At 57.4% G+C, this 17,281-nt stretch carries 18 protein-coding genes; 8 read left to right on the top strand and 10 right to left on the bottom strand.

Annotation, left to right across the window (positions count from 1 at the left end):
* Positions 1–79 precede the first annotated feature (79 nt).
* Positions 80–997 carry a LysR family transcriptional regulator gene (locus BW958_RS01255; protein WP_076573556.1) on the bottom strand — a complete coding sequence of 306 codons (918 nt, stop codon included), beginning with the start codon at positions 995–997 and terminating at the stop codon, positions 80–82.
* A gap of 121 nt (positions 998–1,118) precedes the next feature.
* Here BW958_RS01255 and BW958_RS01260 point away from each other — a divergent pair, with 121 nt between their 5' ends.
* The 5 genes from BW958_RS01260 to BW958_RS01280 all read left to right on the top strand — a co-directional run bounded on the left by BW958_RS01260 (position 1,119) and on the right by BW958_RS01280 (position 6,511).
* Positions 1,119–1,871: an SDR family NAD(P)-dependent oxidoreductase gene (locus BW958_RS01260; RefSeq protein ID WP_076573558.1), complete on the top strand. Its 753-nt coding sequence runs from the start codon at positions 1,119–1,121 to the stop codon at positions 1,869–1,871.
* A 286-nt stretch (positions 1,872–2,157) separates the two neighbouring features.
* A complete protein-coding gene (locus tag BW958_RS01265) occupies positions 2,158–2,688 on the top strand; it encodes a hypothetical protein (protein ID WP_256701756.1) in 531 nt (176 codons plus the stop codon).
* A gap of 194 nt (positions 2,689–2,882) precedes the next feature.
* A complete protein-coding gene (locus BW958_RS01270) occupies positions 2,883–4,847 on the top strand; it encodes a methyl-accepting chemotaxis protein (protein ID WP_076573559.1) in 1,965 nt (654 codons plus the stop codon).
* A 132-nt stretch (positions 4,848–4,979) separates the two neighbouring features.
* Entirely contained in the window at positions 4,980–5,648 is a 669-nt protein-coding gene (locus BW958_RS01275; protein WP_076573560.1) for a DedA family protein, read from the top strand.
* A gap of 221 nt (positions 5,649–5,869) precedes the next feature.
* Complete coding sequence (locus tag BW958_RS01280) at positions 5,870–6,511, top strand: DedA family protein (protein WP_076573561.1); 642 nt, start codon at positions 5,870–5,872, stop codon at positions 6,509–6,511.
* Positions 6,512–6,571: 60 nt separating this feature from the next.
* Here the strand turns inward: BW958_RS01280 and BW958_RS01285 are convergent, their stop codons facing one another.
* The 7 genes from BW958_RS01285 to BW958_RS01315 all read right to left on the bottom strand — a co-directional run bounded on the left by BW958_RS01285 (position 6,572) and on the right by BW958_RS01315 (position 11,376).
* Positions 6,572–7,213 (bottom strand): lysozyme inhibitor LprI family protein, encoded by a 642-nt coding sequence (locus tag BW958_RS01285; RefSeq protein ID WP_076573562.1) that lies wholly within the window; start codon positions 7,211–7,213, stop codon positions 6,572–6,574.
* 64 nt (positions 7,214–7,277) lie between these two features.
* On the bottom strand, positions 7,278–8,639 hold the full coding sequence (locus BW958_RS01290) for an ATP-binding protein (RefSeq protein ID WP_076573563.1): 1,362 nt from the start codon (positions 8,637–8,639) through the stop codon (positions 7,278–7,280).
* Positions 8,630–9,304: a response regulator gene (locus BW958_RS01295; protein WP_076573564.1), complete on the bottom strand. Its 675-nt coding sequence runs from the start codon at positions 9,302–9,304 to the stop codon at positions 8,630–8,632. Before BW958_RS01295 ends, BW958_RS01290 begins: the two co-directional genes overlap by 10 nt.
* Before the next feature lie 145 nt (positions 9,305–9,449).
* Positions 9,450–9,974: a flavodoxin FldA gene (fldA, locus tag BW958_RS01300; RefSeq protein WP_076573566.1), complete on the bottom strand. Its 525-nt coding sequence runs from the start codon at positions 9,972–9,974 to the stop codon at positions 9,450–9,452.
* Positions 9,975–10,031: 57 nt separating this feature from the next.
* Positions 10,032–10,313 (bottom strand): LexA regulated protein, encoded by a 282-nt coding sequence (gene ybfE / locus BW958_RS01305; RefSeq protein ID WP_076573568.1) that lies wholly within the window; start codon positions 10,311–10,313, stop codon positions 10,032–10,034.
* A gap of 12 nt (positions 10,314–10,325) precedes the next feature.
* The gene (locus tag BW958_RS01310; protein WP_076573570.1) at positions 10,326–10,547 is read right to left on the bottom strand and encodes a DUF2788 domain-containing protein; all 222 of its coding nucleotides are present in this window, start codon (positions 10,545–10,547) and stop codon (positions 10,326–10,328) included.
* Positions 10,548–10,602: 55 nt separating this feature from the next.
* A complete protein-coding gene (locus BW958_RS01315; RefSeq protein ID WP_076573572.1) occupies positions 10,603–11,376 on the bottom strand; it encodes an alpha/beta fold hydrolase in 774 nt (257 codons plus the stop codon).
* A gap of 249 nt (positions 11,377–11,625) precedes the next feature.
* On the opposite strand from BW958_RS01315, the gene seqA reads away from it, so the two are divergent.
* The 3 genes from seqA (at position 11,626) to BW958_RS01330 (ending at position 15,614) form a co-directional block, all read left to right on the top strand.
* On the top strand, positions 11,626–12,177 hold the full coding sequence (seqA, locus tag BW958_RS01320) for a replication initiation negative regulator SeqA (protein WP_076573574.1): 552 nt from the start codon (positions 11,626–11,628) through the stop codon (positions 12,175–12,177).
* 26 nt (positions 12,178–12,203) lie between these two features.
* On the top strand, positions 12,204–13,853 hold the full coding sequence (gene pgm / locus BW958_RS01325; RefSeq protein ID WP_076573576.1) for a phosphoglucomutase (alpha-D-glucose-1,6-bisphosphate-dependent): 1,650 nt from the start codon (positions 12,204–12,206) through the stop codon (positions 13,851–13,853).
* A gap of 138 nt (positions 13,854–13,991) precedes the next feature.
* The gene (locus BW958_RS01330) at positions 13,992–15,614 is read left to right on the top strand and encodes a phosphoethanolamine transferase (protein ID WP_076573577.1); all 1,623 of its coding nucleotides are present in this window, start codon (positions 13,992–13,994) and stop codon (positions 15,612–15,614) included.
* 103 nt (positions 15,615–15,717) lie between these two features.
* On the opposite strand, the gene eco is transcribed toward BW958_RS01330, so the two are convergent.
* The gene (gene eco, locus BW958_RS01335) at positions 15,718–16,200 is read right to left on the bottom strand and encodes a serine protease inhibitor ecotin (RefSeq protein WP_076573579.1); all 483 of its coding nucleotides are present in this window, start codon (positions 16,198–16,200) and stop codon (positions 15,718–15,720) included.
* A 213-nt stretch (positions 16,201–16,413) separates the two neighbouring features.
* On the bottom strand, positions 16,414–17,157 hold the full coding sequence (locus BW958_RS01340) for a DsbA family protein (RefSeq protein ID WP_076573581.1): 744 nt from the start codon (positions 17,155–17,157) through the stop codon (positions 16,414–16,416).
* Between the last annotated feature and the right edge of the window lie 124 nt (positions 17,158–17,281).

Below are 17,281 nucleotides of genomic sequence, written 5' to 3' on the forward strand. Positions count from 1 at the left end.
GGTCCATCGCTGCCAAACGGCTGCAGATGAGACACTGTGGCATATTAGTTCAATCGTGGATTGAGAACAGTGAAGGGGATCAAGGGCTGACAAGCTGCTCAGTACCTATGAGCAGTGTTTTAAGCCACTCCATCATGACCCGAACCCGCAGTGGCTGATGACGACGGTGGGCATAGAGCAATGTGACCGGCAACGGCGGCGGCGAATATTGGGGCAGTAATTCTACCAGTGTTCCACTAGCCAGATGGTGTGCCACGCCGCGCTTGGGCGCCTGGATAATGCCAAGGCCGGCCAGGCAGGCGCGCTGATAAGCCTCGGAATTATTGACGGTCAAAGCACCTTTCATGCGCTGGCGCTGCAGTGTTCCTTCCGCATCCAGCCAGCAAAAACCCTCTGCGCGCTGCCCCAGCGTCTGGGCGTAGTGGATGAGGTGGTGGCGTTCGAGCTCACTCACCTGATGGGGAATACCATGACGGGTCAAATAGTCGGCACTGGCGCAGTTGATCTGCTCAAGCTGACCAAGCGGGATCGCAACCAGCCCTTGCTCACCCACCGCCCCGACCCGGATCACGCAGTCAAACCCTTCGCGCACCACATCAACCCGCCGGTCGGTGCTGCTAAGTTCCAACTCCAGCGCCGGGTGGCGCGCTAAAAATGCCGGGAGGTGTGGGATCACCAGGTCCCGGGCTAAAGCTTGCGGCATATCGACCCGCAGTTTTCCAGTGAGGTTGGCCGGATCACGTTGACTGAACAGGGCGGTCAGCTCATCCATGTCGGCCAGCAGGTCGTGGCTGCGCTCCAAAAATAGCTGGCCATCTTGAGTCAGCTGCACTTTGCGTGTGGTGCGATGTAGCAGCCGAGTGCCGAGGCGCTCTTCCAGCTCGCGCACCGCGAGTGATGCGGTCGCCTTGAGCATGCCCAGATGTTCGGCGGCGGCAGTGAAACTGCCAAGCTCAGCCACCTTGGCAAAGATACGCATGGCACTTACCTGATCCATCCCTGACTCCATTGTAAAAAATTCATGAACAATATAGTAATTCTAGATGGATTTATCGCGTCGCGTCATATCAATAAAGTGCTTCTCACGGCACGCAGGGTGCCTGTAACGAGGAGCGGATATGAACAAGATTGTATTGATTACCGGCGGTAGTCGCGGTTTGGGGAAAAACATGGCGCTGCATCTGGCTCGCGCCGGTAGGGATGTGATCCTGACCTATCGTGAGCGCAGCGATGAGGCAGCGAAGGTGGTTGAGGCTATCGAAGCACTGGGCGCCCGGGCTGCGGCGTTGCCACTGGATGTAGCAAACAGCGCTCAGTTTGCCGGTTTTGCCGACGCAGTGGCACAGGTGCTGGCTGGTTGGCAGTGCAGCTCACTCTATGCACTGGTCAACAACGCGGGTACCGGTCTGCATGCCCCGTTTGCCTCAACCCAGGAAGATCAGCTGGATCAGCTTTACCGAATTCATCTCAAGGCGCCTTACCTGCTGAGTCAGATGTTGCTGCCCTTACTGGCCGACGGTGGGCGCATTCTCAATATCTCATCCGGTCTGGCGCGCTTTAGCGTACCGGGGGCATCGGCTTATGCCGCCATGAAGGGGGCGGTAGAAGTGCTGACGCGCTATCAGGCCAAAGAGTTGGGTGGGCGAAATATCTCGGTCAATGTATTGGCGCCGGGTGCCATCGAAACGGATTTTGGCGGCGGCCGGGTGCGTGATGATGCGGCCATGAATGCCTTTGTGGCGAGCAATACAGCGCTGGGGCGTGCCGGCTTGCCTGATGATATCGGCGCCGTGGTTGCCAGCTTGCTGGCCGAAGGCAATCACTGGATAACCGGCCAACGTATCGAAGCGTCCGGTGGCATGTATCTCTGACAGACTGGGTTGGTGGCAACTGCCGCCTTGCCTGTGGCAACAGGCAAATCTTGCCACCTGGGTTTGCCGCTGCCTTGCCTGTGTTAACAGTCAAAGCGGCTGTGTCAGCTAATCACACTAATTAGAGTGTGTTTGCAGTTTTATCGTTTGGTTTGTTAATGTTTTTTGGTGTTAAAAACTGAGTGTAAAGGTTTCGTTTGCTGGCAATCAATTTGCCTCTATCAGGGGGAGTCCATAGAGACTCCCACTAATAACACAGAAATCGGCTTACGTTCAGGAGACCACCATGACAACGATTAGCTCCGCCAGTGCTACCAGCTCTCTGGCGCAACTGTGGCAGACCAGCAGCACGGGACAGACTTCGCAAGCCCAGATGCCTCCACCGCCCAAGCCGCCCAAGGATGACGGTAAGATGCAGGAGGACATGGAGTCGGTGCTGTCGGGCCTTGGAATCAATACCGACGAGATGAGTGACGAGCAGTCCACTGCGCTCTCTTCGTTTATGCAAACCCTGATGGAGACTCTCCATTCTCAGGGGGCAGGTGATGAGGCCATCAAATCAGGCGATCAGCAGAGCAACCCGATGCAGCTCGACTTGCAAAGCCTTATCAGCAAACTCACTGGCAGCAGTGACAATAGCAGCGATGAGAGCAGCGACAGTGGCGTATCGTCGCTGCAAAGCCAGTTCTCGTCACTGCTCGACAGTTTCGGTGCCAGTGACTCTGGGGTGACGCTGGATCAGTTTGTCAGCGCATTTGCCAGCAAGGTGCCGAGCGGTAGATCCGAACCTGGCTATGTGATTGATACCACAGCCTGATATCACGCAGTCCAACATGCCAGCCAACAGGCTGGCATGTTGTTTTTTGGCATTCTGGCGAGAGAAAAACGGGCCTAATTGTCAAAAATGCGTCTGAGATCTCCATTTTGTTGCTTGAGCAGCAGAAGCCTCAGTCAGGGCTTACACTTCTGTGTGTACATCTCCATTTGCCACTCAGTTCAGCGAGGTATGCCATGGTGAAACTGGGACTGGCCAGCAAAATGTTGCTGGTTGTCTGCCTTCCGTTACTGGCTCTGCTGTTTTTCTCCATGCGCTATGTCTACGACCGTTACCAGACCGAACAGTCAATGAGCGCGGCGCAGTTGCGTTTGTCTGTGGTACAGCAAGCATCAACTCTGGCCCATGAACTGCAAAAAGAGCGAGGCATGTCGGCGGGTTTTATTGGCTCGTCCGGCAAGAAATTTGCCGAGGCCTTGCCGGCCCAACGCGCCGTGGTGGACAAGCTGGTGGGTAGCGCAGCCCTGACAGGGCTCGCGCAGGTACAACAGGATTTGGCGCAGTTGGGCACGATGCGCAGCAACGTCACCTCACTCTCGGCCAAGGTGGGGGATGTGGTCGCCTTTTACAGCGGCACCATTGGACATTTGTTGTCGGTAGTGGATGCCGTGAGTGTGGGCAATCAGGATGCCACGCTGGCTATGCAGACCGGTGCGTTTGCCGCGTATCTGCAGAGCAAGGAGCGAGTCGGACTGGAACGGGCCACCTTGAGCAACGTGTTTGCTCGTGATGCCTTTACTCCGGCCCTGCTGCAGCAATTTATTGCCCTGTTGTCGGCCCAGAAGGTTTATCTGGAGCGCTTCTCGGCCATTGCGACCGAATCACAGAAGGCGCTGCTTGCCGAGTTGGACCGCCAGCCGGTGATGCTCAAGGTGGGTGAGCTGGAGCAACTGGCACTGGCACGGGCCCAAACGGGTGGCTTTGGGGTCGATGCCGAGCAGTGGTTTGCCCTGATCACCGATAAGATCAACCTGCTGCGTCAGGGGGAAGAGAAGCTTTTTACCCAGTTGGCAGAGCACATCGAAGCCAAGCGCCAGGCGAGCCAACAGGCGTTCTGGTGGGCGCTGGCCGGAATGCTGCTCTGTCTGTTCGTGACCACACTGGTCAGCTGGAAGGTGGTGCGCGACCTGCATCTGGGATTTGGCCACCTGCACCACACTTTTCGTAAGTTGGTGCAGGACAACGACTTGACCGTACGGGTCAAATGGCAATCGAGTGATGAGTTGGGAACCTTGGCTCGCGATCTGAACCACTTTTTGCAGCACCTTGAGAGTCTGTTGCTGGAGGTGCGTCGCTCCTGCGATGTGCTCACTCAAAGTGCCGCCCACTCGGGCGCTGTGATTGCCGAGGTCAATGCCGGGGTGGTCAAGGGGGTCGAGCGGGTGGATCTGGTGGCCACCGCCACCACCGAGATGGCTTCGACCGTTGCCGAAATTGCCCGCAATGCGACCCACACCTCTGAAGCCACCCATCAGGCCATCGAGCGGGCCCGCCTTGGCGATCGTGAGGTTGAACGAACAGTCGAAACCATACAGCAGTTGGCTGACACCCTCGACAGCACCCGCGATGTGATCAACACCCTGCATCAAAGCACCACGCAGGTGGGTGATGCGCTCACTCTTATCAAGCAGATCTCGGGGCGTACCAACCTGCTGGCACTGAATGCTGCCATTGAGGCTGCGCGTGCTGGTGAGTCGGGGCGCGGGTTTGCGGTGGTGGCGGACGAGGTGCGTTCACTGGCAGCCCGGACTCAGCAGGCTGCCGATGATATCGAAGCAATGCTGATGCGGCTGCGGGAAGGGGCCGATCAGGCGGTCTCTGCGATGGCGCTGGGTAGTGAACAGGCAGGGCGCAGTGTGGAAGAGGCGCGCAGTGCCGGTAGTGAGATTGGTGATATTGTGGGTCAGGTCAGTCTGGTCAATGACATGACCGGCCAGGTCGCCACCGCCACCGAGCAGCAGCGGCACGTCACGGACGATATCCAAGAGAATGTAATGACGATCCGTGAGGTTTACACCGAGCATATGCAGCACGCCGCGACCTTGCAGCAAAGCAGCCTTGAGCTTGACACACTGGCGCGTGAACTGGCATCACGGGTGGCCAGTTTCCGTCTTGGTCATGGCGGTGCGACGCACCACTGATACTCCCGATACGACGGGGCCGCATGCGGCCCCGCTCTTTTGTTATGAAAGGCGTCATTAATTATTCATTCATTGACTAAGAGGTATAAGAAGAGGGTTGCATGAGGTGAATGCGGGATGGAGTAAAGCACAATGCAGGAGATCTTGGCGGCCATTTGGCAGCAGGATTATGAACAACTCAGCCATTTGGGCGCAGTCGGATTGCTGGTATGTGCACTGGTTACCATCCTGTTTCTCGAATCGAGTTTTGTGTTTTTGCCACTGCCGGGAGACAGCCTGGTGCTGCTTTCGGGTGGGTTGGTCGGCCTTGGCGTGCTCGGGCCGGAAGTGACCTTGCTCTATCTTCCTTTGGCTGCCGGGCTTGGCTCACTGATGGCGTACTGGCAGGGCCATGCACTGGCAGGCACCCGCTTTATGCACCATATCGAGCGGATGATCCCCGATGGCACGCTGTCGCGCGCCGGGGCGCTACTACGCCGTTACGGTTTTCTTGCCATGTTTGCCTCGCGCTTTATCCCCTTCGTGCGAGTTCTCACCCCCATGCTGATGGGGATCTCACGCCTACATTTGCCGCGTGTGGCGCTGGTCAGCTTTGCCAGTGCCTTTCTCTGGACTCTGGCGCTTAGCCTTATCAGTAAGGCGATGATGCAGGTGCCGCTGTTGGCTGAGTATCACCATGTGCTCACCAAGTGTCTGCTTTTGACGTCTTTCGTCCTGTTTCTGATCGCCATCGCCGCCATTGTGCTGCGTCTGCTGCGTCGTCGTCAGGAGCGTGCTCTGGTGCGAGACCGGGAATCCTGACCCTGCAAATGGCGAAAACAGGAAGCGGGTCACGGCAGAGTATGCTCTTGGGTTTTGTTTGGGGCTGTTCATCTGCGCCCCGGAGAGGTAGGCTTGCTGGGCTATCACCCGCTCTTCTGGACTCTTGGCGCTCGGCGGTCAGTCGGGTGATGCACACGCTGGCCAAGAACGTACAGCAGTAGTTTCGATGTAATCAAGGTTCCAAGGAGCGTGACGGCATTATGCACGACATGTTGATGGCCATTTGGCAACAAAACTATGACCACCTGATCCATATGCAGGCAATTGGGCCGCTGGTGGTGTGCCTGATGGTTATCCTGTTTCTCGAGTCGAGTTTCGTGTTCCTGCCACTACCGGGCGATAGCCTGGTGTTGCTGGCTGGCGGCATGACCGGTCTTGGGGTGATGGGCCCGGAAGTGGCTCTGCTCTATCTGCCGGTTGCAGCCGGGCTTGGCAGTGTGATTGCTTATTGGCAGGGGAGAGCCCTGCACGGCACCTCGTTTATGGCATTTATTGAGCGGGCTATTCCTGATGAGAGTTTGCCTCGAGCCTCGCGTCTGCTCAATCGTTACGGTTTTCTTGCGATGTTCTCATCGCGCTTTATCCCCTTCGTGCGGGTATTGACCCCCATGCTGATGGGGATCTCCCGTTTGCGCCTGGGTGGCGTGATGCTCTCGAGCTTTGCCAGTGCTTTCCTTTGGTCGATGATGCTGGCGCTGTTTGGCCGCGCTGTGATGACCATTCCAGCCGTGGCTGCGCACCAGCATATGCTGACCAAGGGGTTGCTCATCTGCTCGTTGACCCTGTTTATCGCTGCCATGGTGGCGATCGGGGTGCGGTTATTGCGGCGACGTTACTCCTGAGCCGATTGCGTTAGCAGCGCCCGCCTTGGCGGGCGTTGTGCTTTTTGCGCCTAGCTGAAACTAGCGGTCGGCAAGTTGCTGACCGAGGCGATCGGCTTGCTCGCGAACCAGTGTCACCTGCTGTTCCCCGGCAACCAGTCCCCACAGGGTTCCCTCTTGGGAATAGGCCGCTGCGATGGCTGAGAACTGGGCATCACGCCAGATAAGCCAGGAGCGTTGTGCCGCCTTGACGGTGCGCTGCTGCTCGGGGGAGAGCATCCCCAGCAAGGCTTGGTAATTGATATTGAGCTGGCGATCCCAGCGGGACTTGGCGTCGCTCAGGCATGCCTGCATGGCGAGGGTGGCGTCGTTTTTCTGCTCGCAGGCTTGCAGTGCTTGGGTGATAGGGTGATCACCCTGCACTAACATGGCGATGGGCAGCGGGTTTCCTCCCGCCGGATCTTGCAACACGGCGCCCAGTTTGGTGTGCCACCCCAGCTTGAGCTTCTGGCCGGCCGCCCACACGCTGACGCGCTGCCAGCTGGTGTCGTCATAGCGAACCCGCAGGATCTCTCCCTCTTTGAGCTCAATCAGATTGGGATCGTGCTGCGCCTTGAAGTGGACATCGCGGCTCCACTCCAGTGCTGGAGCGGCCATCAATGAACTGGCCATCAGCAGACAGGGCAGCGCTGCCACATAGTGAATCATTGCTTGGCTGCGCATAAACGCCTCCTTGATTAATTTATCCTGTCAGGGTAACAGCAGAGTGTGCTGAAAAGTGTGTTGGTCAGGGCAGAACCAGTACAAAACAGGCGCCACCCAGCGTCGAATCCAACACGGTCAGGGTTCCACCATAGGAATCCACTATCTCTGCCGCCACGGCGAGCCCAATTCCCTGACCGCCCGAGCTGTCGGCGCGCACTCCGCGCAGGAAAATTTGCTCGCGCTTGTGCGGCTCAATGCCGGGACCGTCATCGTCGATACGAATTTCGAGACGATCTCCCTGCCGACGCAGTGAGACCTGCACCTGAGAGATGGCAAACTTACAGGCATTGTCGAGCAGGTTGCCCATCAGCTCCATCAAATCGCCCTGTTCGCCGGCAAACAGCACATCGTCATCGAACACGAAACGGGTCTGCAGCTTCTTGTGGCGATAGACCTTGCTCAGACTAGCCAGCAGCTTCTCAATCAGCGGTACCGGCTCGGTGCCACGACTGGCCAGCCCCTGCCGCCCTGTGACGGCGCGGCGCAGTTGATACTGGATAATCTGATCCATGGTGAGGATCTGCTCGTTGATGCTGTCTCCGGTTTCGCGGCTAAGGCCCGCGTCCTGTCCGGCAATCTGGATCAGGGCCAGCCGGGTTTTCAGGCTGTGGGCCAGATCGTTGAGGGCATGCTGATAGCGCAAGGTTTGTTGGCGCTCGTTTTCCAGCAACTGGTTGAGTGATTCGGTGAGCGGCGTCAATTCGCACTCATAGCCGCTGGAGAGGGATTCGCGTTCACCGGCGCGGATCTGATCGATCTCACTGCGCAGACGATAGAGCGAGCCGAGCAGCCAGCGCGGCGTCAACAGCAACACGCCGAACAGCAACAGATAGCCGGCCAGCGCCTGGCGGATCCGCATCAACAGATAATCGTGGGTGGCTTGTTGGTACTCTTTGGCCGAATCGACCATCAGCACGTAATAGGTAACCGGCCCTTTCTCCTCGGCGCGCACAAAGCGGATGCTGTAAACGAAATAGTTTCCTTCGGGCAGTGATTCGTAAGAGAAGAAGTAGTTCGCGTTCTGCTTGCCCAGATAACGTACTAACTTGGGACACACTTCGTTCTGATGGGCGATCACCTCGGGCATGTGCAGGCTGGACCAGCTCAATTCCCCGTCGGCGCGGCAGATCAGGGTATCAAGGGAGGGATCGATGGCGGAGCGGTTAAGCACCACCTCTTCGGAAGGGGGATGATTGCGGGCTATCTCGCTGCTGGCCGAGAGCAGGTGCGACAGGTTGCTGTTCATCCGCGAGCTGTACTCCTGAGTCAGCTGCTCACAGTAGGAGCGATAGAGCGCATAGACCGCCACTGCGGTCACCAATGCTATCACCACCATGGAGCTCAGCAGCAGCTTGGTGTGCAGGGAGCGACGGATCAGCTGCATGCGAGATTGAAGATGTAGCCTTGGCGGCGGATGGTTGAAATCGGCTGGCGCTCTGAATCCGGATCGAGCTTTTTACGCAGTCGGCTCATCATCACCTCGATGGTATTGGGGTCTCCTTCGCCGTCGCCATAAAGCTGATCGAGTAACTGCTGTTTGGACACCACCTGACGAGCATTGCGCATCAGATATTCGAGGATCAGGTACTCAAAGCTGGTGAGCACCACCACGCGGCCGTCTACTTTGAGCTCTTTGCGTGACAGATCGAGCTCGTAGTCACCGGCGCGAACCTTGGGTGAGATAAACCCGGCGCTGCGCCGTACCAGCGCATTGAGGCGGGCCAGCAATTCGTCTTTTTGAAACGGTTTGACCAGATAGTCATCGGCGCCGGCTTCAAGGCCTTCTACCTTCTCCTGCCAGTTGCCACGGGCAGTCAAAATCAGGATGGGGAAGGGGATTTGTCGATCGCGTAATTTGGCTATCAGGGTCAGTCCGTCCATGTCGGGCAGGCCGAGATCGATGATGGCCACATCGATGGGATAGTCACTGGCGTAGTGCAGGGCGAGCTTGCCCTCATGAGCACTGTAAACCTGATTGCCAGCCTCCCCGAGCAGGGTGGTCAGATGGTGGTTGAGCAGCTTGTCGTCTTCGACCAGCAGGATTTTCATCGTTATCTCCAACCAGGGCTTGCCTGCCATCTTGCGTGAGTAAGAGAAGGGGGTCAATCAGAGCATAACCGCCGTGGCTGAACCGGAACTGGACGCAAAAACAGACAGGCCCCGCATCAGCGAGGCCTGTTAAACGCGGGAGTGTTTACTCCAGCTCGGAGAGGCACATCTCTTCGTGCAGCTGTTTGCACCAGGCCGAGATACGCTGGGAGGTTAGCTCGGGCTGACGATCTTCATCGATGCCCAGACCGACAAAGTGCTTGTCATCGACCAGCGCCTTGGAGGCTTCAAACTCGTAGCCTTCGGTCGGCCAGTTGCCGATGATCACCGCGCCGCGTGCTTCAACGATGTCACGCAGGGTGCCCATGGCGTCGAGGAAGTACTCTGCGTAATCTTCCTGATCGCCGCAGCCGAAAATGGCAACCAGCTTGTTGTTGAAATCGATCTCTTCGAGCTCGGGGAAGAAGTCATCCCAGTCGGCCTGCGACTCACCGTAATACCAGGTCGGGATCCCGAACATCAGCAGATCGAAGTTCTCGATATCGGCCTTACTGCTCTTGGCGATGTCGTGCACTTCAATCAGGTTTTTGCCCAGCTCTTTCTGGATCATCTTGGCGACAGCTTCGGTGTTGCCGGTATCGCTGCCAAAAAACAGACCTACACTTGCCATGGTGTTTCGTTACCCGTTTGTGGTGTTGATTCTTGACACTCAGAGGGATCAACCTGTCTACTCGGACAGGGTATCCATCTGTTGTTTCAGGATTGACTGGATCAGTTCTGCGCGGCTGACATTCAAGCGCGCCGCGACATCGTTCAAACGCTCCAGCAGCTCGGCTTCGACCTTTAACTCAACCCGCATGAGCCCCTTTTCCCGATCGCGCTTTAGCTGATTGCGCTTGTTGATCTTGAGCTGGGTCTCACGGGGGAGTGGATTGGTTTTTGGCCGGCCGGGGCGCTTGTCGTTGGCGAACAGATCCAGTGTTGTTCGATCAGCTTGCTGCTTGGCCATACAACTTCATTTTTAGCCGATCCCTGCGCCTTCCCAGCTCAGTTCGATCAGCCCCTTGGCGACAAAACCTGCGCACCCCAGAAACAGCACCAGCCAGACGATAAAACGGCCGAAGCGGGGGACGTTGCCACGTTTGAGAACATCCTGAATGGCGAGACCGATGAGCAGAAAAACGGCGACAAAAAACAGTTTGAGGCCGAGACTCTCAATCAAATCAATGTGTTCACTCAGCATGGGATGCGCACACTCCTAATATCCGGCGCACTATAGCATAAAGGCTTTCGCGCTGTTAACCGCTTGTCGACAGGAAATCCACAACCAGTCTGGCCACCAGGGCCGGCTTTTCGGCGTGCAGCCAGTGACCCGTCGGTGCCACCACCTTGGCGCGGGCGGCAGGAAATTGGGCAATAATGCGGGCCTGATCGTCGGCGCGGATATAGTCCGATTCCGAGCCTTTAAGAAACAGGGTCGGGCCGCTGTAAACTGTCTTAGGATCGGGCCAGCCCATGATGGCGTCATAGTTGGCGATGAGTGTGGCCACGGCAAAGCGAAACTGCCACTGCTCATCGACGCTGACATAGGATTTGAGCAGAAATTGTCGAACCGATGGATCGCTGACAGACTCGGCCATGACCCGATCTGCTGCTCCACGTCCTTGGCAGCGGGCGGCTTCAACGGCCTGAAGACCGGCAAACACATCGTGATGGCGCAGCGGCGGATAGGCTACCGGTGCCATGTCGAGCACCACCAGACGGCGTACCCGCGCTGGCGCCATTTTTGCCAGCTGCATGGCGATCTTGCCCCCCATGGAGTGACCGACCAGCATCACGTTATCTAAGCCCAGCGTATCGAGCAGAGCCAGCACATCGCCGGCCATGGCCGGATAATCCATGGCGGGCGCACGCGGTGAAAGTCCGTGGTTGCGCACGTCGATACTGATCACCTCGAACTGCTCGCTCAAGGGGCGGGCCAGCAGGCCCAGATTGTCCAGATTGCCAAACAGGCCGTGGATCAGGATGACAGGCTCACCGTGGCCTTGTTTTTTGTAGTTAAGTTGCAACATTCAATGTCCGTTTCACGCAGAAGTAAGGGGGCTGTTCACTGTATTGTCAGGCGTTGTGGCAATAGCGCCCATCATAATTGTCGTAATATTTCATCACGCATTGGGATTCAGTGCGGAGGATCACAGTCCCCCCACCCATTATGCCTTATCCTGCCAGACCAGATGCACATCTGGTGCCCTCGCTTGGGCTGCCGGGGCTGCCTATGTATAATCGCCGCATCCGTGTCCGATACAACCAGTGCCGACCCTATGAAAACCATCGAGCTTGATGACGATCTCTACCTTTTTATCGCCAGCCAGACCCGCCATATCGGGGAGAGCGCTTCCGATATCCTGCGCCGCCTGTTAAGTCAGCCGCAAACTGACCTGGCTGTGGTGGCTGCCGAGCCGGTGGTGGCGACCCCAAGCCTGCCCAACGTGGCGACCCCAAGCCTGCCCAACGTGGCGACCGAACGTCCCGCCAATAGTGGTCTGCCGGCGTTACTCGACAGCGGCGAACTGGTGCAGGAAGAGCGTTCGATTCAGCGCTTCATGCTGGTTCTGGGGACCCTCTATCAGGACAACCCGGAGGCCTTTACCCAGGCCACCGAGATCAAGGGCCGCAAGCGTATGTATTTCTCGCGCGATCCCGATGCGCTGCGTGCCAGTGGCAGTACAACCAAGCCCAAGCCGGTTCCGGGCACCCCCTTTTGGGTGATCACCAACACCAATACCAGCCGTAAGCAGAACATCATTGCCCAACTGATGACCAGCATGGGATACGATGATGCGTTGATGGCCCAGGTGTGCGCCGCAATCTGACAACTGTTTGCTAAGGAAAGAGAACCATGGCTCAGCATTCCCATGCCGGCAAGCCGGCGCGCCTCGAAGATTTGACCAATATTCCCCGTCTGGTCAGTGCCTATTATCTCAACAAGCCGGATATGAGCCGTCCGGAGCAGCGTGTGGCGTTTGGTACTTCCGGTCACCGCGGCAGCTCGCTCGATAACGCGTTTACCGAATCTCATATTCTGGCGGTGACCCAGGCTCTGGTGGAGTACCGTCAGGCCGCCGGTATCCGAGGTCCGCTGTTTGTCGGCATGGACACCCACGCGCTGTCTGAAGCCGCACTGGCCAGTGCCGTGGAAGTGCTGGCCGCCAACGGCGTGCAGGTGCGCATTCAGGCTGGCCTCGGCTATACCCCGACTCCGGTTATCTCCCACGCTATTTTGAACTACAACGCCAGCAAGCCCGCTGACAAGGCGGACGGCGTGGTGATCACTCCGTCGCACAATCCGCCTCGTGACGGTGGCTTCAAATACAATCCCCCGCACGGTGGCCCGGCCGAAGGCGAGATCACCAAGTGGGTGGAAGATCGTGCCAATGCAATTCTCGAAGCCGGTCTGAAGGATGTGAAGCGTGTGCCGTTCGCCGAGGCGATGCAACTGCCTAACGTGGTTGAGCACGACTATGTCACCCCGTATGTGAACGATCTGGATAAGGTGGTCGATATGGCCGCCATCAAGAAAGCCGGCATCAAGATCGGGGTTGACCCGCTCGGCGGCTCCGGTGTTGCTTACTGGGACGTCATTGCCAAGACCTACGATCTCGATATCGAGGTGGTGAACTACAAGGTCGATCCGACCTTCTCCTTCATGACCCTCGACAAGGATGGCAAGATCCGGATGGACTGCTCCAGCCCGTTCGCCATGGCCAGCCTGATTGCCCTGAAAGACAAGTTCGATATCGCAGTGGGTAATGACCCGGATTATGACCGCCACGGTATCGTCACCAAGACCGGTCTGATGAACCCGAACCACTATCTGGCGGTGGCGATTCAATACCTGTTCACTCACCGCAGTGGCTGGCCCAAAGAGGCTGCTGTGGGCAAGACACTGGTCTCTTCCTCGATGATCGACCGCGTGGCCGGTGATATCGGCCGCACCCTCAAAGAGGTGCCGGTTGGCTTTAAGTGGTTTGTCGACGGTCTGTTTAGCGGCGACTTTGGTTTCGGCGGTGAAGAGAGTGCTGGCGCGTCGTTCCTGCGTCTGGATGGCTCTGTTTGGACTACCGATAAAGATGGTTTCATTTTGGCGCTGCTGGCGGCCGAAATCCTGGCTGTAACCGGTAAGGATCCGCAGCAGCACTACGATGCTCTGGAAGCGCGCTTTGGTCGCTCCACCTATCGCCGTATCGATGCGCCGGCCAACACGGCCCAGAAGAACGTGCTCTCCAAGCTCGATCCGAGCCTGGTAGAGGCCTCGATGTTGGCTGGCGAGCCGATCCTGGCCAAGCTGACGGCCGCCCCCGGTAACGGCGCCGCCATTGGTGGTCTTAAGGTAGTGACCGAAAACGGCTGGTTTGCCGCCCGCCCTTCCGGTACCGAGTCTATCTACAAGATCTACATGGAGAGCTTCAAGGGCGAGCAGCACCTTGATCTTATCCAGAAAGAAGCGCAGGAGATCGTCTCGGCAGCCCTGGCCAAGGCCGGCGTCTGAGTCATTGTTGTGCATCCCGGCGGGGCCTCCAGTGTGAGGCCCCGCTCGTTTTTACCCATTCATTACCGTGTCTTAAGACTCTCTTAAGATAAGGGGCTGACCATGTCGCCATTGTTTTGGCTGACAGGACGCCCATCCATGTTGTTTCGTTTACCCATGTTTCGTCTGCACCTCTTGCTGGTGCTCTATTTCGCTCTGGTGCTCAACTGGCCGCTCTTCTTGCACATGGCCGATATCCTAAGCGCCCTGGAACACGTCAAGGCCGGCTTTGTGGTCTCGATTCCGCTGCTGCTGATTGCCGCAGTCAATCTGGTGTTCTTGCCCTTCTCGCTGCGATTTATCCAAAAGCCCTTCTTTATCTTCCTGCTGCTGACCGGCTCGCTGGCAAGCTTTGCCATGCTCAAATATGGCGTGGTGTTTGACAGCAGCATGTTGCGTAACGTGGTTGAGACCAATCCCGGTGAAGCGGGCTCTTATCTCAATGCCTCGAGCGTGATCTGGTTCGTGTTCACCGGCCTGCTGCCGGCGGCATTGCTGGCGCTGACCCGTATCCAATATCCGCAAGGCTGGTGGCGTAGCAGCGCTCAGCGCATAGGCGCGCTGGTCTGCTCGGTGGTAGTGGTGGCGGCCATTGCGTCGCTCTATTACCAGGATTACGCCTCGGTCGGTCGCAACAACAAGGTGCTGCAACACCAAATCATCCCGTCGAGCTATGTGCACGCCGGCTGGAAGCTGTTTCGTAACCGCTATCTGGTGACGCGCGAGCCGTACCGCCAGCTTGGCACCGATGCCCAGCAGGTTGCTACTACCAGCAATGACAAGCCGACTCTGCTGGTGTTGGTGGTGGGCGAAACTGCCCGTGCCCAGAACTATGCCTTAAACGGTTATGGTCGCGATACCAACCCGTTTACCAGCAAAGAGCCCGGAGTGATCTCGTTTGCCAAGGTGCAATCGTGCGGCACCGCGACCGCTATCTCGGTGCCCTGCATGTTCTCTAACATGACCCGTTCCCACTTTGATGCCGACAAGGCTGCCAATCAGGACGGCGCACTCGATATTTTGCAACGCGCTGGCGTGTCGGTGCTGTGGAAAGAGAACGATGGCGGCTGTAAAGGGGTGTGCAATCGCGTGCCGACTATCGTGATTGATCCGGCCAAGTATCCGGGACTGTGCCAGGGTGAAGCCTGTCTTGATGCCACCTTGCTCGATGGGCTCGACAGCCAGATTGCTGGAATGAAGGGCAACCGTCTGGTAGCGCTGCACCTGATGGGCAGTCACGGGCCGACCTATTTCCGTCGTTATCCGGCCGAGCAGCGTGCCTTCACGCCGGATTGCCCGCGCAGTGACATTCAGAACTGCTCCGGTGAAGAGTTGGTGAACACTTATGACAACACCATCCGCTACACCGACTGGATGCTCTCCGAGCTGATCACTCACCTTAAAGGGCTTTCGGCGCAATATCGGGTCGGTCTGGTCTATCTGTCCGATCACGGTGAGTCGCTCGGTGAGAAGGGGCTCTATCTGCACGGCACCCCCTATGCGCTGGCACCGCAGGAGCAGACCCATGTGCCGATGATGATGTGGTTCTCCCCTGAGTTTGCCAAGAGCAAGGGACTGGATCAGAAGTGCCTTGCCAGCGAGGCGCAAAGTGGCAGCTTCTCGCAAGATAACCTGTTCCACTCCCTGCTCGGGGTGATGGATGTGCAGACCTCGGTCTATGAGCCGGGTATGGATCTGTTCAAGCCCTGCCGAGCAGGGTGAGTGGATAGCCTATAAAAGGCCAGGCATTGCCTGGCCTTCTTTTTGTCTAGTAGAAAACGACAAGGCCAGACGGATGTCTGGCCTTGTCGTTTGAATGGGTGGGTTATTCGACCAGCGCCGGTTGCGCCAGCTTGTCGGCCCGCCACAGGCGGTAGCGAACTTCATACTCCTGCGGCACGTAGATAACAAACGGCAGCTTGGAGGTGTAGTTCATAAAGAAGCCCTGGCCAAACACTTGCACAAAGCTCTCTTTCTTTTGCGGATCCGGGCAAGCCATCATGGTGGCGATGGGGTCGGAGACCTGGCCCAGTTGCAGGTAGTTGTAGCCCCAACCCTTGACGCTGTGCTGTTCAAGGTTGCCGGAGAAACGGGGCACATTGCAATCGACCATCATCATTTTGCCAATCTGGATTTCGACCATCATGTCGGTTTCGTTTTCCACTTCCGGCAGACGGACTACCACACGCTCCTGGGTGGGCTCGGCGGCCGGGTACATGCTGATGTCAAACTTGCCCGGCTCGTCTGCCAGGGCGGAGCCCGCCACCAACAGGGCGCCCAGCAGGCTGAAACGCATCATGGTTTTCATCGGTACCTCACGGGGATTGCAGTTACGCCGCTAGACTAACTGTTTGTTCTGACTCATGCCAGCGTGGATCAGCGCAAAACGTGCCTTTGCTCGCGCTGGTTACGACACCAATATGGCAAATTGCTGTATTGATCACCGTTATGTGCAAAAAAACACCGCCAATCAACTTGTTGGCGGTGTCGTACTGGTCTCGGGAAACAACAATAGCGGCGCTTAGCCGTCGTTGCGTGCTTCCTTGACCACCTCTTCGAGGCTGGCCAGATCACGCGGTGCACCGCGCAGGATCTGATCGCCCACGATAAAGGCTGGCGTACCGCTCACGCCCAGTGCTTCTGCCAGGGCGCGGTTCTGGCTGATGCTCTGATCGATGCGCGGATCGCTGAGCGTCGCCTTAACCTTGTCCCAGTTCACTCCAGCCTCCTTGGCCAGTTTTTGCACCTGGGCTTCATCGTTGAGTGGGCCGTTAAAGCCAATCAGCTTCTCGTGCAGCGCCATGTAGCGGCTCGGGTCGCTCAGCTGCACCGCCAGCGCGACGCGAGCCGCGTAGTAGGAGGTTTCGGTCAGGATCGGGAACTGCTTATAGATGTAGCGAATGTCCTTGTCTTTTTTCAACAGCTCAGCCACCAGAGGGTGCGCCCGCTTGCAGTAGCCGCAGTTGTAATCGAAGAATTCGACAATGGTCAGGCTGCCATCGGGATTGCCGGTTTGTGGATCTGCCTTGCTGGCAAACAGCGCTTTAGCGTGAGCCTGCACCAGGCTCTTGTCGTTTTGCGCCTGCATGCTCTCTTGCTTGGCACGCAGGTTGTTGGACATCTCAACCAGAATTTCCGGATGGTTGAGCAGGTAGTCGCGCACAATTTGCTCGACATCGGATTTGGTCATCTCGGCAGCCTGCAGCGGCATGCCAAACAGGGCGGCGCCAGCCAGGGCACCTAACAGGGCGGATTTGATCTTCATGATGTAGGTCACTGCTGATGGAATGGCCACTATAGTGGGGGAGCACCTTGCCAATCAAGGGAAGGTCGGCAAAAACCCTATAACCGCCGGCTCTTGTCACAACCTGTTGATTTTATCGGCAAAC

The organism is Aeromonas sp. RU39B, from assembly GCF_900156095.1.
Lineage (GTDB): Bacteria > Pseudomonadota > Gammaproteobacteria > Enterobacterales > Aeromonadaceae > Aeromonas.

Coding starts and splice junctions, on each gene's coding strand:
- BW958_RS01310 (WP_076573570.1), bottom strand. CDS start 10,547: ATGCTGAGTGAACACATTGATTTGATTGAGAGTCTCGGCCTCAAACTG.
- eco (WP_076573579.1), bottom strand. CDS start 16,200: ATGAAAACCATGATGCGTTTCAGCCTGCTGGGCGCCCTGTTGGTGGCG.
- BW958_RS01280 (WP_076573561.1), top strand. CDS start 5,870: ATGCACGACATGTTGATGGCCATTTGGCAACAAAACTATGACCACCTG.
- pgm (WP_076573576.1), top strand. CDS start 12,204: ATGGCTCAGCATTCCCATGCCGGCAAGCCGGCGCGCCTCGAAGATTTG.
- BW958_RS01290 (WP_076573563.1), bottom strand. CDS start 8,639: ATGCAGCTGATCCGTCGCTCCCTGCACACCAAGCTGCTGCTGAGCTCC.
- BW958_RS01265 (WP_256701756.1), top strand. CDS start 2,158: ATGACAACGATTAGCTCCGCCAGTGCTACCAGCTCTCTGGCGCAACTG.
- fldA (WP_076573566.1), bottom strand. CDS start 9,974: ATGGCAAGTGTAGGTCTGTTTTTTGGCAGCGATACCGGCAACACCGAA.
- BW958_RS01295 (WP_076573564.1), bottom strand. CDS start 9,304: ATGAAAATCCTGCTGGTCGAAGACGACAAGCTGCTCAACCACCATCTG.
- ybfE (WP_076573568.1), bottom strand. CDS start 10,313: ATGGCCAAGCAGCAAGCTGATCGAACAACACTGGATCTGTTCGCCAAC.
- BW958_RS01270 (WP_076573559.1), top strand. CDS start 2,883: ATGGTGAAACTGGGACTGGCCAGCAAAATGTTGCTGGTTGTCTGCCTT.
- BW958_RS01340 (WP_076573581.1), bottom strand. CDS start 17,157: ATGAAGATCAAATCCGCCCTGTTAGGTGCCCTGGCTGGCGCCGCCCTG.
- BW958_RS01285 (WP_076573562.1), bottom strand. CDS start 7,213: ATGCGCAGCCAAGCAATGATTCACTATGTGGCAGCGCTGCCCTGTCTG.
- BW958_RS01255 (WP_076573556.1), bottom strand. CDS start 997: ATGGATCAGGTAAGTGCCATGCGTATCTTTGCCAAGGTGGCTGAGCTT.
- BW958_RS01260 (WP_076573558.1), top strand. CDS start 1,119: ATGAACAAGATTGTATTGATTACCGGCGGTAGTCGCGGTTTGGGGAAA.
- BW958_RS01275 (WP_076573560.1), top strand. CDS start 4,980: ATGCAGGAGATCTTGGCGGCCATTTGGCAGCAGGATTATGAACAACTC.
- BW958_RS01315 (WP_076573572.1), bottom strand. CDS start 11,376: ATGTTGCAACTTAACTACAAAAAACAAGGCCACGGTGAGCCTGTCATC.
- seqA (WP_076573574.1), top strand. CDS start 11,626: ATGAAAACCATCGAGCTTGATGACGATCTCTACCTTTTTATCGCCAGC.
- BW958_RS01330 (WP_076573577.1), top strand. CDS start 13,992: ATGTTGTTTCGTTTACCCATGTTTCGTCTGCACCTCTTGCTGGTGCTC.